Here is a 13,819-nt window from a genome sequence, read left to right as displayed (position 1 = left end):
AGGCGCAAGATCGGCCCCCGTGGGGCGGTTCCGCCCGCGGGCGGGACGCGGCACGCGTGGGGCCGGCCCCGCCGGAGCCGGTCAGCCCGAGCAGGCGGTGCGCTGCGCCTCCTGCCACTCGCAGACGGGGCACAGCGTGGCCCCCTTGTACGACTCCGGGTACTCGGTCGGCTTCCGGCACAGCACGCACTCGGCGAACGGCGGCCCGTCCGCCGCGTGCACCGGGTCGACGGCCCGCTCCGGGCCCGCCTCCCCTTCCGTGCCGGTGTCGCAGTAGTCGCTCATGCCTCCAGCGTAGGCCGGGCCCGCCCGCAGCGGTCCGTCCTGCCGGAACGGCGCCTCGCGATGTCGTGGACGGACTCCCGCCGTGGACAGGTCTAGGGGCGGCGGGCCGCCGTCGCGCCGATCAGCTCCGACACCTTCACGAACCGGAACCCCTTCCCGCGCAGCTCGGGCACGATGGTCCGCACCGCCCGCTCGGTCGTCGGGGCCGCGCTGCGCGTGCAGTGCATGACGACGACGGAACCGGGCCGGACCCCGTCGAGCACCTGGCGGGCCACCGCGTCGGCGTCCGTCGCGAACGCGTCCCCGCTCACCACGTCCCACTGCACGGCGGTGACGCCGGACGCGCTCAGCGCCCGCAGCGCCGACTGGTCGTAGCATCCGCCGGGGAACCGGAAGTACGGCTTCGGATCGGGCACCCCGGCCCGGCGGAACGCGGCGAACGCCCGCTCCACGTCGGACCTCATCCGCTCCCGCGGCACGGTCGGCAGGCCGTAGCAGTCGCCCGTGAAGGCGTGGTGGCTGTACGAGTGGTTGGCGACCTCGAAGAGCGGGTCCCGCCCGACGGCCCGGGCCTCCCGCGGATACTCGTCGGCCCACCGCCCCGTCATGAACACGGTCGAGGGCACCTTCAGCTCCCGCAGCGCGGCGATCAGTCCCGGGTTGTCGAAGCGCTCGCCGGAAGCGGCCCGCGCCCCCTGGTCCGCGGTCATGTCCGCGTCGAAGGTGAGCGCGACCGTCCGGTCCCGGGTCCGGGGGCCGTTCGTGAAGACGGGCGTCAGGCCGGCGGGCCCCGGAGCGAGCGTCGGGGAGCCGGAGCGGGCGGTGGCCGAGGGGCGGGCGGACGCCGCCGACGGCCGGGCGGGCGACGGGTCGTCGGCGGAGCCGCAGGCGGCCAGGGCGGCGCTCAGCGCGCAGACGGCGGCGATGTGTCGTACAAGAATGATCACCGGATGAAGATATCCGGGTAAATGTGACTAATCGCCCATCGCGGGTACGTGCCGTGCCGACCGGTCGGCGACGTCACCCGCCCGGCCGCCCGTCCCTACCGGCCTTAGTTGTGGTACCACTTGCGGTCGGCGGAACGCGGGGAGCCCCGGGGCGGGTGCCCCGGGGCGCCCGGCCTCACCTGCGCCAGGGCCCCGTCACCGCGAACGTCGTGCCCGGCGTGTAGCAGTTGACGTACATCGTCCGGCCGTCCGGGGAGAAGGTGACGCCCGCGAACTCGCCCCACTCCGGGGCCTCGGGCGTGCCGATGTTCTGGGCGCCGCGGGCCATCGCGTAGACCTCCCCGCGCCGGGTCACCCCGAAGACGTGCTGGGCGCCGTTGCCGTCCTCGCAGACCATGAGGCCGCCGCTCGGGGCGAGGCAGATGTTGTCCGGGGACTCGCCCGGGAGCTGGATGTCGGTGTCCGGGCCGAAGACGATCACGAGCGTGAGGCGGCGCGAGGACGGGTCGTAGCGCCAGATCTGCCCATAGTGGTCCGCGGCCGAGCCCTCCGCGCTGTGGGCGAAGGAGGAGACGAAGTACACGGACGTCCCGCCCCAGTAGCAGCCCTCCAGCTTCTGGGCGTGTGTGATGCCCTTCGGGCCGAAGTCCTGGAGCCGGACGGGAGTCCGGGCGGCCAGCGGGTCCGGTACGTCCACCCACTCGATGCCGTCGAAGGTGGCCCCCGTCTCCTGGATGGACGACAGGTCGGGCACGCCGGGCACGCGCATCGCCTGGAGCCTGCCGCCCGCGCGCAGCGAACCCACCCCGCCCTCGGGCCTGTTGGGCAGGAAGCGGTAGAAGAGGCCGAAGGGCTTGAGGAACGCGTCCTCGGTCTCGTAGACGATGCCGCGCCGCGGGTCGACCGCGATCGCCTCGTGCTGGAAGCGGCCCATCGCGGTGAGCGGGACGGCACCGGTGCGGCGCGGGTTCACCGGGTCGACCTCGAAGATGAAGCCGTGGTCCTTGGTGTAGCCGTTGGTGCCGGCCTTGTCCTCGGTCTCCTCGCAGGTGAGCCAGGTGCCCCAGGGAGTGGGCCCGCCGGCGCAGTTGACGGCGGTTCCGGCGATGGCGACGCGCTCCGAGAGGACCTTGCCGTGCCGGTCCACCGTCAGGGCCGTGCACCCGCCCTTGCCCGTCGGGTCGTACGTGATGCCCTCGACCGCCGGGACCGGGATCTTCGCGGTCACCCGGTTCTCGTGGTTGCGGACCAGATGGACCCGGCCGTGGTCGCCGGGGAAGGCCGACATGCCGTCGTGGTTGCTCGGCACCAGGCCCTCACCGGAGCGCAGCGGGTCGCCCTCGCGGGACAGGACCCGGTAGCGGAAACCTTCCGGCAGATCGAGCAGTCCGTCCGGGTCGGGGACGAGGGGGCCGTAGCCGTGGTGGCCGAGATCCTGCGCGGCGGCGGTGCCCGCGAAGAGTTCGGAGAGGTTTCCTGCGAAGGCGATCGAGGCACCCAACGCGCCTGTACGGGTGAGGACCTGACGTCGCGTCGCGGATCGGGCGTGCTCGGACATGGGGCAACCTCCTGCTGGCGGACAGGACTGTGACCCCGCTGTGGTATCACGCGCTGTGGACTACCGGAACCACGCGCGTAGCACGTGTCACTCGCCGCCCGGCGGCGGACCCTCGGCAGGGGGGCCCGGCTGCGCGGCCGGCGGCGGCCCCTGCTGCGCCCGTTCCAGGAAGCGCAGCAGCTCCACCGGGAAGGGCAGGACGAGGGTGGAGTTCTTCTCGGCGGCGACGGCCACCACGGTCTGCAGCAGGCGCAGTTGCAGGGCGGCGGGCTGCTCGGACATCACACCGGCGGCCTCCGCCAGCTTCTTGGACGCCTGGAGCTCCGCGTCGGCGTTGATGATGCGGGCGCGGCGCTCACGGTCGGCCTCGGCCTGCCGGGCCATGGACCTCTTCATGGTCTCGGGCAGCGACACGTCCTTGATCTCGACCCGGTCGATCTGCACGCCCCAGCCGATGGCCGGACTGTCGATCATCAACTCCAGGCCCTGGTTCAGCTTCTCGCGGTTGGACAGCAGATCGTCCAGATCGCTCTTGCCGATGATCGACCGCAGCGAGGTCTGTGCCATCTGCGAGACCGCGAAGCGGTAGTCCTCGACCTGGACGACCGCGTCGGCGGCGTCCACGACCTTGAAGTAGATGACGGCGTCCACCCGCACCGTGACGTTGTCCCGGGTGATGCCGTCCTGCGCCGGCACCGGCATCGTCACGATCTGCATGTTGACCTTGCGCAGCCGGTCGATCAGGGGGACCACGGCGGTGAAACCGGGTCCGCGCGCCTCGCCGGTCAGACGGCCGAGCCGGAAGACGACCCCGCGCTCGTACTGCTTGACGATCCGGGCGGCCGCGGCGAGGTAGACGAGTGCCGCGGAACCGGCTGCCACACCCGCGACGAGAAGTTCTTCGAGCACGACGACCCCCTTCGAGCCGCCCGACATGCCTGGAAAGTCCACTGTACGCCGCCGCCGCGGGCTCCCCGGAGTCCGCGCACGGCACGGGCCCGCCGTGGGCCGGGCCCGCCGTGGGCCGGGCCCGGCCGGGGTAGCGGCCGAGCGGCTCAGGGCACCGGTGTGACCTTGACCGGCTCGGTTCCGGTCGAGCTGTGCCGGGCCGCCCAGTTCTCCAGCGCGACGCGGCACGCGTGATCGAGATGGTGCAGCCCGGACAGGTCCAGCTCGACCGGCCGGTCCTGCGGCAGCGCCTCCAGGCTGTCGAGGATCTTCGGCAGCCGCAGGAAGGTCGCGTTGCCCGAGAGGTACGCCTGGACGGGGCCCGCACCCTTGTCTATGACCTCGAGCCGTATGTGCGAGGCATCCCAGGCGGTCTTGACGACGGCCAGGGCGAGCCCGATCAGGACGCCCTCGAACATGCTGACGACGACGATGGACACGGCGGTGACGACGAGGATCAGGGCCTCCCCGCGGTGCTCCCGCCAGAGCACGGCGATCTGGCGCAGTGGGATGAGCTTGAAGCCCGCGTGCACCAGGACGCCGGCGAGGGCGGGCAGCGGGATCACCGCGAGTGCGGCGGGCAGCAGCGCGGCGAACAGCAGCAGCCAGACACCGTGCAGGACCCGGGACGCCTTGGTGCGTGCGCCGGCCTGCACGTTGGCGGCGCTGCGGACGATCACCGCGGTCATCGGCAGGGCGCCGAGCAGCCCGCAGACGGTGTTGCCCGCGCCCTGCGCCATCAGTTCCTTGTCGTACCGGGTCCGCGGCCCGTCGTGCATCCGGTCCACGGCGGCCGCGCTGAACAGGCTCTCCGCCGAGGCGATCAGCACGAAGGCGAGGACCGTGCCGAGGAGGCCGGGGCTCGCGAGCTCCCCGAAGGTGTCGAGGGGCGGCGGCTGGAGCGAGCCCAGCAGCCCCCGCACCTCGACCGTGGCGACCGGCAGGGACAACAGCAGCGAGGCGAGGGTGGCCAGGGCGACCGCGGCGAGCGGGCCCGGCACCGTCCGCACCCGGTCCGGGAGCCGCTTCCACAGCACGAGGACGGCGACGGTGCCCGCGCCGAGGGCGAGCGACGCCAGGGACCCGGTGTCGCCGAGCGCGCCGACGAGCGCCCCCGGCAGTTCGGTGATCTTGTCCAGGCCGGAGGCGGGCGCGGTCAGCCCCGCCGCCGCGTACAGCTGGCCCGCGATCAGCACGAGGCCGATGCCGGCGAGCATGCCCTCGACGACGGCCACCGAGATGGCCCGGAAGTAGCGCCCCAGCTTCAGGGCTCCCATGAGGAGTTGCAGCAGGCCCGTCGCCAGCACGATCACTCCGAGGACCGGCAGCCCGAACTCCCGCACCGCCTCGAGGACCAGCACGGTCAGCCCCGCCGCCGGCCCCGAGACCTGGAGGCTGCTGCCACGCATGAGTCCGGTGACGATCCCGCCCACGATGCCGGTGACCAGCCCCAGTTCGGCCGGCACGCCGGAGGCGACGGCGACCCCGACGCACAGCGGGAGGGCGACGAGGAAGACCACGACCGACGCGGCGAAGTCCTGCCGCAGGTGGGGGAACCTTGCCGGGCGCCCCGGCCGCGCCCCGGCCGGCGTCGTCGCGGCGCTCACAGCGACTCGAAGGTGTCGGTGTCCGGGCGGTGTTCCCGTACGGCTTTGGTGTGCACCTCGTAGAACCAGGCGTGCAGGCGCGGTCGACCGTCCGCCAGCCGGTCGGCGACGCACGGGTAGGAGCGCAGCCGCGGCAGCCGCGTCAGGCGGGAGTCAGAACAGGTGATGAACAGGACCTGCGGAGACTGGCCCGCGGCCGGCGGGGCGAACTCCTCCGGGCGCTGTCCGCGCGGGCGGGCGTGATCGATGAGGGGCTGCATGTCGGTTCCTCCTGGCGCGCCTCGATGGCGCGTCGGCTGACGAAACGTGGTGTGGGGGGTCACGCCTCGGTCAGCAGCGGAAGACCTGAAGTGCCGCTGGGGAGTGGACGGTGGAGGATTTCGACGCGTGCGGGTCGGGGCCGGCGAGTGCGGGCAGAGGCGACACGCGGGGGTGGGACCGCTCCGGCGAACTGTTGAGGGGCACCCCGGGTATGCGGTCCTCGCCGCGGCTCCGGGCGCGCGCCGCCGGGGGCGGGGCCACCTTCTGCGGGTCCTCGGTCTCCCCGCACGAGATGATCTCGCTCGTCTGTACGGACGCGAACGCCTCGGAGGACGCGAACAACTGGAGGACCAGCAGGACGGCGGCGAGGGCCGAGAACAGCGCCCGGGTCTTACTGCCTCGTAACACGCGCTCCCCTCCCGGCGTTCGTCCCCGCACGTCGACCAGCACGCTAGCGCGGCAAGTCGTTTGCTGGGTGAACTCAATGTTTCACCCTGAAGGGGGCCTGAAACGGCAGGGAGGGGGAGTGGCGGGATACTGCCTGCAGAAGACGTTTTACGTTCGGTCGGACTCCGGTTCCGTCTTCTCCACCAGGACCTTGGCGTCCCGGGCGAGCGCGGTGAGCCGGGAGATCGCGCGGAAGTACTTCTTGCGGTAGCCGCCGTTCAGCATCTCCTCGCTGAAGAGCCGGTCGAAGGGCATCCCGGAGGCGAGGACCGGCACCTCGCGGTCGTAGAGCCGGTCCGCGAGCACGACGAGCCGCAGCGCCGTCGACTGGTCCGGCACCGGCCGCACCCCGGTCAGGCAGACCGCCCGCACGCCGTCGGTCAGCGCGCCGTACCGGCTGGGGTGGACGCGTGCGAGGTGGTCGAGCAGGTGCGGGAAGTCGTCGAGGGACGCCCCCTCGGTGGCGTACGCGGTCTCGGTGACCCGCTCGTCGGAGAACGGCGCGGGCGCCTCGGGCAGCCCGCGGTGGCGGTAGTCCTCGCCGTCGATGCGCAGCGGACGGAAGCGCGCGGACAGGCCCTGGATCTCCCGCAGGAAGTCGGCTGCCGCGAACCGGCCCTCGCCGAGCTTGCCCGGCAGGGTGTTCGAGGTGGCCGCGAGGGCCACGCCCGCGTCGACCAGCTTGCCCAGCAGCGTGGAGACCAGCACGGTGTCGCCCGGATCGTCCAGCTCGAACTCGTCGATGCACAGCAGCCGGTGGCCGGAGAGCGTCTGCACGGTCTTCTGGAAGCCGAGCGCGCCGACCAGGTTCGTCAGCTCCACGAAGGTGCCGAAGGCCTTGAGGGCGGGCTCGGCCGGGGTGGCGTGCCACAGGGAGGCCAGCAGGTGGGTCTTGCCGACGCCGTACCCGCCGTCCAGATAGACGCCGCGCGGCCCGGCGGGGGCCTTGGGAGCCCTGCCGAAGCCGAACAGCCTGCGTCTGCCCGCACCGGAGGCGTGCGCACCGCCCAGGCCGGCCGCGAAGTCGCCGAGGACGCGGACGGCCTCGGTCTGGCTGGGCTGGTTCGGGTCCGGGAGGTACGTATCGAAGCGGACCGAGTCGAAGCGCGGCGGCGGCACCATCTCGGCGACGAGCCGGTCCGCGGGGACGTGGGGCTCGCGGGCGCACAGGGACAGGGGAGCCGCTTCGGCTATCGGGCTGAGGCCATGGGCGGCCGGGGTGGACGACACGGTCACCCACTCTAAGGGCCGTGCCACACTGCACGACATGCGACGCCTGTTCCCTGTGACCGAAGAAACAGCAGCCCAGGCCTCGGACGGGGCGCCCGGTACGGAGGTGACGGACCGGGAGTGGAGCCTGGAGGAGCTGGCGCGCGCCTACGCCCACCCCGGCGGCCGGGACCCGTGGCTGCGCGCGAACATGGTGTCCACCCTCGACGGCGCGGCCCAGCACGAGGGACGCTCGCAGCCCATCTCCTGCGCCGCGGACATGCGGATCTTCGGCACCCTGCGCGGTCTCGCGGACGTGGTCGTGGTGGGCGCCGAGACGGTGCGCCAGGAGGGGTACCGTCCGGCACGCGCGCGTGAGGCCTTCGCGCAGCTCCGCGCGGCGGCCGGGCAGGGCCCCGCGCCCGCCGTCGCCGTCGTCAGCGCCAGTCTCGACCTGGACTTCTCGCTGCCGCTGTTCACCTCGCCGCTGGTGCCCACGCTCGTGCTCACCGGTGCCGCGGCGGCGCCCGGCAGGATCGCCGCGGCCGAGGAGGCGGGCGCCGAGGTGGTGATCGCCGGTGACGGCACGGGAGTGGACCCCGCCCGTGCGGTGCGCGCCCTCGCAGGCCGCGGCCTGACCCGCCAGTTGACCGAGGGCGGCCCCCGCCTGCTGGGCCAGCTGATCGCCGCCGGTGTCCTCGACGAACTGTGTCTCACCGTCTCCCCGATGCTCACGGCGGGCGGCGCCCAGCGGATCGCCTCGGGCCCCCCGGTGAGCGTTCCGGCGCGCTTCGAACTGGCGTCCCTGCTGGAGGAGGCCGGGTTCCTCTTCAGCCGATACCGTCGGACCTGACACGGTGACGGAATGTGCTGTTCCGGTTGGTTTCCGCCGGGCACGCCGAATCGCGCGGTACCCCTGCGGTTACGGGGCAGGATGGTTTCCGCAGGGTCACAGGACGGCCCGTGCGCGAGACGCAGGAGGCGGGGCCGCGCGGCCCCCGGAGGAGACAGGGCCCCAGACGGCCCTCGGAGGAGAAGGGCGCCTGTCGTGTTCACAAGCGTATTGATGATCGAGAAGGCCCTGACGTCCGCCGACGTGGAGTTCGTCACGACCCTGCACGGCGACGAGGCGGTCACCTTCCACGTACTGCTCCAGCCCCGCGGCGACCAGGCGGACCGGCTGCTGCGGGCCATCGACGACGTCGCCCTCGGCGAGCTGGACGAAGCGGTCCGCGAGGACGAGACACCCGAGGGCGAGGAGGCGCTCGGGCAGGGACAGCAGGCGCTCGACGTCTCCCTGCTCGCCCTGCGCACGTCCGGCAGCGCGGCCGAGGGGCGGCTCGTCGAGGACCACCCGCTGGACGCACTCAAGACCCTGGTCGACGAGATCGGCGCCGACGAGGTCATCGTGCTCACGGACCCGCACTACGTGGAGGAGTTCTTCCACCGCGACTGGGCCTCCCGGGCGCGGCACAAGGTGGGCGTCCCGGTGCTGAAACTGTTCTCGCACAGCAAGGCATAGGCTGGGGCCCGCGCAGCCGCGGGCACCCTGCCGTCCGCTGCCGTCCTACCGCTCGTCACCACCGCACCGCTTGGGGAGAACACACATGGCACCCGGCCTTCCTACCGCCATGGACCGACCGCACTTCATCGGGATCGGCGGAGCCGGGATGTCGGGCATCGCGAAGATCCTCGCCCAGCGGGGTGCCCGGGTGGCCGGCAGCGACGCCAAGGACTCGGCGACCGCCGATGCCCTGCGCGCCCTGGGCGCGACGGTGCACATCGGGCACGCGGCCGGGCACCTCGCCCCCGACGCCACCTGTGTCGTCGTCTCCTCGGCGATCCGCGCGGACAACCCGGAGCTGGCCCGCGCGGCGGAGCTGGGCATCCCGGTCGTCCACCGCTCGGACGCCCTGGCCCGCCTGATGGACGGCCTGCGCCCGATCGCGGTGGCCGGCACCCACGGCAAGACGACGACGACGTCCATGCTGGCGGTGTCCCTGTCGACGCTGGGCCTCGCCCCGTCCTACGCCATCGGCGGCGACCTGGACGCCCCCGGCTCCAACGCGCTGCACGGCGCGGGCGAGATCTTCGTCGCCGAGGCCGACGAGTCGGACCGCAGCTTCCACAAGTACGCCCCCGAAGTGGCGATCATCCTCAACGTGGAGCTGGACCACCACGCCAACTACGCCTCGATGGACGAGATCTACGAGTCCTTCGAGACCTTCGTGGAGCGCCTGACCGAAGGCGGCACGCTGGTCATCTCCTCGGACCACGAGGGTGCCCGCGAGCTGACCCGCCGCGTCAGGACCCGCGACGTCCGGGTGGTCACGTACGGCGAGGCCGCCGACGCGGACGTCCGTGTCCTCTCGGTGGTCGCGCAGGGACTCAGGAGCGAGGTCACCGTCGAGCTGGACGGCACACCGCTGACCTTCACCGTCTCCGTCCCCGGCCGCCACTACGCGCACAACGCGGTGGCGGCGCTCGCGGCGGGCGCGGCGCTCGGCATCCCGGCCGCCGAGCTGGCCCCGGCCCTCGCCTCCTACACCGGCGTGAAGCGCCGCCTGCAGCTGAAGGGCGAGGAGGCGGGCGTCCAGGTCATCGACTCCTACGCCCACCACCCGACCGAGATGACCGCGGACCTGGAGGCGATGCGCGCGGCGGCCGGCGACGCCCGCATCCTCGTCGTCTTCCAGCCGCACCTCTTCTCCCGCACGCAGGAACTCGGCAAGGAGATGGGCGACGCCCTGTCCCTCGCGGACGCGTCGGTGGTCCTCGACATCTACCCGGCCCGCGAGGACCCGATCCCCGGCATCACCAGCGCGCTGATCATCGAGGCCGCGCGGGCCGCGGGCGCGGACGTGACATCGGTCCACGACAAGGCGGAGGTGCCCTCCGTGGTGGCGGGAATGGCGAAGCCCGGTGATCTCGTTCTCACCATGGGCGCGGGGGACGTGACGGATCTCGGCCCCGAGATCCTGGCCCGCCTGTCGAAGTAGGCACAGCGTTTTGTGAGGGGTTGAGCTTCATGGCGTACGACATCGAGAAGCCGGACGAGCAGTGGCGCGCGGAGCTGACTCCTGCCGAGTACACCGTCCTGCGCAAGGCGGGCACGGAACCCGCGTTCACCGGCGAGTACACCGACACCAGGACCACGGGCGTGTACTCCTGCCGGGCCTGCGGCGCCGAACTCTTCACCTCCGGGGAGAAATTCGAGTCGCACTGCGGCTGGCCCAGCTTCTTCGACCCCAAGGACACCGACGCGGTCGAACTGATCGAGGACCGCACGCACGGCATGCTCCGCACGGAGGTCAGGTGCGCCCGGTGCGGGTCCCACCTCGGGCACGTCTTCGAGGGCGAGGGCTACCCGACACCCACGGACCAGCGGTACTGCATCAACTCGATCTCGCTGCGGCTGACGCCCGGCGAGGGCTGAGCCGCGACCCGCCTGGGTGACCGACGGTGCGCCCCGGGCCGGGGCGGGAGATGCTGAGCCGGATGAACAGAGACGAAACGCTCCACGGTGAGGTGCTCTCCAGCGACTCGGTGTTCGGCGCGCCGTGCTGGGTCAGCCTGAGCGCGCGCGACCTCGGGGCCGCGGAGGCCTTCTACGCCGCCGTGCTCGGCTGGGAGTGGAGCACGGGCGGGTTCGGGGACCAGTTCCGGACCGCCCGTGCGGGCGGCGTGCCGGTCGCGGGCGCCGCCGAGGTGGCCACCGCGTGGCAGACGGCCGTCTCCTGGACGCCGTACTTCGCGGTCACCGACGCGAACGCCGCCGTGTCCCGCAGCCAGGAGCGGGGCGGAACGACCGCGGTGGGCCCGATCGCCTTCCCGCCCGGCCGGGCCGCCGTGCTCGCCGACCGGGACGGAGCCGTCTTCGGCGTCTGGGAAGGCGCGCTCGTGGCCGGCTGGGAGCACTGGCGCCAGGCCGCGCCCGCCTTCGTACGGCTGCACACCCGCGACGCCTTCGACGCGGCGATCTTCTACGGCGAGGTCCTGCAGTGGGCGTCCACCCGTCCGGGCGGCTGCGAGGTCCACTACGACGGGGACGAGGTCGTCCTGACCAGCGGGGGACTCGTGGTGGCCCGGATCTACTCCGGCGCTCTCGGGGCGGCACCCGACCCGGCCCTTCGGCCGCACTGGCAGATCCACTTCGCCGTCACCGACGTGGAGGCCTGCGTCACGGCCGCCCTCGCCCACGGCGGCAGCGTCCTCAGACGCGGGACCGACGTGGACGAGGCGGTCCTCGGCGACCCCGACGGGGCGCGCTTCACGGTCACCTCGCGCGCGGCACCCTGAGACCGTGCGCGCCGGTGGTGAGCAACCCGCGCGTCCTGTACGTAGTTGAGGGGGCCGCACCGAGAACGGTCACGGCACCGCGGCGCGGAGGGGGACCATGCCCGCCTGGACACCGGATGCGGCGGGGGCGCTCCTGGCGGCCGGCCTGCTCACCCTGACCGTCCTGCTCGTGCGTCAGCGCCGGGTCATCGCCGTCCAGCGTGCTCACCACGCCCGGCTGGCCGCCCGCCTGCGGGCCTGGGAGGAAGAGATACGGCACCTGGTCGCGGTGCGGCTGCCGGGACCCGACGACGGGGTGCGGCTGCCGGGGGCCATGGACGGGGTGCGCCCGCCGGGGCCCACGGAGCGGGTGCACCCGCCGGTGCTCGACGGCGGGGCGTACCCGCCGGGAGCCGGCCCGACCCTCGCGGCCGACGAACCCGCGCCCGCGGGCCGGTCCGCCGTCACCAACCGGCCGCTCGCCTTCGTGGACACCGGCCCGCTGGACGCGCGCCTGGCCGGCACCGGTCTCGCCGCCTGCCTCGACGCGGTACTGGAACGGTTCGCGGGCGCGGTCGAGCAGGCGCGGGCGGACGCCGACCGGGCCGCGCGGGCCGCCCTCGGGGAGGCGATGCGCTCGGTCGGAGTCCTGGCCGACGAACAGCAGGCGGCCGTCGCCGGGATGCAGGACCGGCACGACGACCCGGACGTCCTCGGCGACCTGCTCGGCGTCGACCACCTCAACGCCCGCATCGCCCACCGCGTCCAGGCCCTCGGCGTGCTCTGCGGCTCCTGGCCCGAGCGGCGACGGGAGGCCTGCGACCTCACCGACGTGGTGCGCGGGGCGGCCTCCCGCATCCCCGACTACCGGCGGATCCGGGTCGGCGGGCGGGCGGACGTGACCGTGGCGGGCCGGGCGGTGGAACCCGTGGTCCTGGCGCTCGCCGAACTGCTGGACAACGCCACGCGCCACTCCCCGCCCGGCACGACGGTCGAGGTCGACGTCCTTTCGGTGCCCGACGGCGCCTGCGTGCGGGTCGACGACGCGGGCGCCGGCCTGGACCGTGAGACGGCCGAGTACGCCACCGAACTGCTCTCCGGCCGTCACCCGGTGGACGTCACCCGCCTCGGCGACCCGCCGCACTTCGGCTTCGCCACCGTCGGCGCGCTCGCCGCCCGGTACGGCCTCGCCGTCTCCGTGGACACCCGGTCGCCCCGCGGAGGAGTACGCGTCGTCGTCCGCGTCCCGCCGGCGCTGCTCGTGTCCCCGGCGGCCGACGGCGGTGCCGGTGCCGACGGGAGCGCGGCGGCGGAGGGCGACGCGGCACAGGCGCTGCCGAGGCGGCGGCGACGCACGCCTCGGGTGCCGGGAGCCGGTCGCGTGCCGTCAGCCGGAGGACCCGGGGGGAAAGAGGGGGCCGAGACAGGGGTGGGAGCCGTGGGAGTTGTGGGAGCTGTGGGGGCCGAGGGAGTCGCTGCGGCCGGGCGGGGAGAGACGGCCGGTGGAACCGAAGGGGGCGTGCCGGGCCGGGGCGCCGGGTCGAGTGAGGGCGTGCCGGGCGGGGGAGGCGGGTCGGGTGAGCGTGTGCCGGGCCGGGAAGCCGCCGGGCACGACGCGACCACCGTCCGCATGGCCGAGGAGAACGCCCGGCGGATGAGCGCCTTCGCGAGCGGACTCCGCCGGGGCCGGGCCGCCGGACCTTCCGAGGCCGGGGCTCGGGAGACGAGCGCGGCGGTACCGCGGGACGACGACGGCGGCGCGTCATGACATCCCGGCGGCCACCGGCGGGCCGCCTGGTGCGGGTGTACGTGGTCACGGACGGACGCGCGCACCCCACCCGCAACACGCTCGACCCGGGCACCCTGCTGGTCGGCGTAGACGATCCGCCGCCGGGACCGCTGAGCCCGGAGAAGTGCCGGCTGGTCGAGCTGTGCGGGCCGGGAGCCCTGTCGGTCGCGGAGGCGGCCGGGCACCTGGAGCTGCCGGTCAGCGTCACCAAGGTGCTGGTCGCCGACCTCGTCGACAGCGGCCACCTCGTCACCAGGGCGCCCGTCCCCGCCGCCCGGCCGCCCGGCCCCGAAGTCCTCCAGGAGGTGCTCGACGCGCTCCGCGACCGCCTCTGAGGGCAGGGGCGACGACGCACACCAGCCGATGCGCTGTGGCCGTCGACGACCGTTGTCATGCGACAAGATCTCGGCCATAGATCAGTGGCGGCGTCCTGCCCGTTCCTCCCGTCGGCCTGGACTTTCCTCCCCGTTTCGTCGAGTTGTGTCCCGGT

General features: G+C 73.5%; 15 protein-coding genes. 7 read left to right on the top strand and 8 right to left on the bottom strand.

The genetic code is table 11. The features are described 5' to 3' along the window. Nucleotides 1-81 precede the first annotated feature (81 nt). From AC0ZLC_RS01530 to zapE, 8 genes are all read right to left on the bottom strand, one after another. Nucleotides 82-285, bottom strand: coding sequence for a hypothetical protein (locus tag AC0ZLC_RS01530; RefSeq protein WP_476749999.1), 204 nt, complete (start codon nt 283-285; stop codon nt 82-84). A 92-nt stretch (nt 286-377) separates the two neighbouring features. Beyond that, nucleotides 378-1,232 (bottom strand): polysaccharide deacetylase family protein, encoded by an 855-nt coding sequence (locus tag AC0ZLC_RS01525; RefSeq protein WP_476749998.1) that lies wholly within the window; start codon nt 1,230-1,232, stop codon nt 378-380. Between the two features lie 175 nt (nt 1,233-1,407). Then, complete coding sequence (locus AC0ZLC_RS01520) at nt 1,408-2,790, bottom strand: PhoX family protein (protein WP_476749997.1); 1,383 nt, start codon at nt 2,788-2,790, stop codon at nt 1,408-1,410. Between the two features lie 87 nt (nt 2,791-2,877). Continuing rightward, nucleotides 2,878-3,699 carry a slipin family protein gene (locus AC0ZLC_RS01515; RefSeq protein WP_476749996.1) on the bottom strand — a complete coding sequence of 274 codons (822 nt, stop codon included), beginning with the start codon at nt 3,697-3,699 and terminating at the stop codon, nt 2,878-2,880. 146 nt (nt 3,700-3,845) lie between these two features. Beyond that, complete coding sequence (locus AC0ZLC_RS01510; RefSeq protein ID WP_476749995.1) at nt 3,846-5,345, bottom strand: SulP family inorganic anion transporter; 1,500 nt, start codon at nt 5,343-5,345, stop codon at nt 3,846-3,848. Continuing rightward, a complete protein-coding gene (locus tag AC0ZLC_RS01505) occupies nt 5,342-5,605 on the bottom strand; it encodes a hypothetical protein (RefSeq protein ID WP_476749994.1) in 264 nt (87 codons plus the stop codon). The genes AC0ZLC_RS01510 and AC0ZLC_RS01505 overlap by 4 nt, the downstream gene beginning before the upstream one ends. 70 nt (nt 5,606-5,675) lie before the next feature. Next, on the bottom strand, nt 5,676-6,014 hold the full coding sequence (locus AC0ZLC_RS01500) for a hypothetical protein (protein ID WP_476749993.1): 339 nt from the start codon (nt 6,012-6,014) through the stop codon (nt 5,676-5,678). Nucleotides 6,015-6,161: 147 nt separating this feature from the next. Next, entirely contained in the window at nt 6,162-7,283 is a 1,122-nt protein-coding gene (gene zapE / locus AC0ZLC_RS01495; protein ID WP_476749992.1) for a cell division protein ZapE, read from the bottom strand. A 37-nt stretch (nt 7,284-7,320) separates the two neighbouring features. Between zapE and AC0ZLC_RS01490 the strand changes: the two genes are divergently transcribed. The 7 genes from AC0ZLC_RS01490 (at nt 7,321) to AC0ZLC_RS01460 (ending at nt 13,664) form a co-directional block, all read left to right on the top strand. After that, nucleotides 7,321-8,115 carry a pyrimidine reductase family protein gene (locus AC0ZLC_RS01490; RefSeq protein ID WP_476749991.1) on the top strand — a complete coding sequence of 265 codons (795 nt, stop codon included), beginning with the start codon at nt 7,321-7,323 and terminating at the stop codon, nt 8,113-8,115. A gap of 195 nt (nt 8,116-8,310) precedes the next feature. Continuing rightward, complete coding sequence (locus AC0ZLC_RS01485) at nt 8,311-8,784, top strand: indole-3-glycerol phosphate synthase (protein WP_476749990.1); 474 nt, start codon at nt 8,311-8,313, stop codon at nt 8,782-8,784. An 85-nt stretch (nt 8,785-8,869) separates the two neighbouring features. Then, on the top strand, nt 8,870-10,261 hold the full coding sequence (gene murC / locus AC0ZLC_RS01480) for a UDP-N-acetylmuramate--L-alanine ligase (protein ID WP_476749989.1): 1,392 nt from the start codon (nt 8,870-8,872) through the stop codon (nt 10,259-10,261). A gap of 29 nt (nt 10,262-10,290) precedes the next feature. Further along, nucleotides 10,291-10,698, top strand: a complete 408-nt coding sequence (msrB, locus tag AC0ZLC_RS01475) for a peptide-methionine (R)-S-oxide reductase MsrB (protein ID WP_476749988.1) — start codon at nt 10,291-10,293, stop codon at nt 10,696-10,698. A 62-nt stretch (nt 10,699-10,760) separates the two neighbouring features. Then, entirely contained in the window at nt 10,761-11,561 is an 801-nt protein-coding gene (locus tag AC0ZLC_RS01470) for a VOC family protein (RefSeq protein WP_476749987.1), read from the top strand. 97 nt (nt 11,562-11,658) lie between these two features. After that, nucleotides 11,659-13,308 carry an ATP-binding protein gene (locus tag AC0ZLC_RS01465; RefSeq protein ID WP_476749986.1) on the top strand — a complete coding sequence of 550 codons (1,650 nt, stop codon included), beginning with the start codon at nt 11,659-11,661 and terminating at the stop codon, nt 13,306-13,308. Beyond that, nucleotides 13,305-13,664 carry a DUF742 domain-containing protein gene (locus AC0ZLC_RS01460; protein ID WP_476749985.1) on the top strand — a complete coding sequence of 120 codons (360 nt, stop codon included), beginning with the start codon at nt 13,305-13,307 and terminating at the stop codon, nt 13,662-13,664. The genes AC0ZLC_RS01465 and AC0ZLC_RS01460 overlap by 4 nt, the downstream gene beginning before the upstream one ends. The last annotated feature ends 155 nt before the right edge of the window (nt 13,665-13,819 follow it).

It is taken from the genome of Streptomyces sp. GLSS-08 (assembly GCF_056387915.1).
Note: the sequence above shows the minus strand (reverse complement) of the source record. Positions and strands in the feature narration are given on the sequence as shown.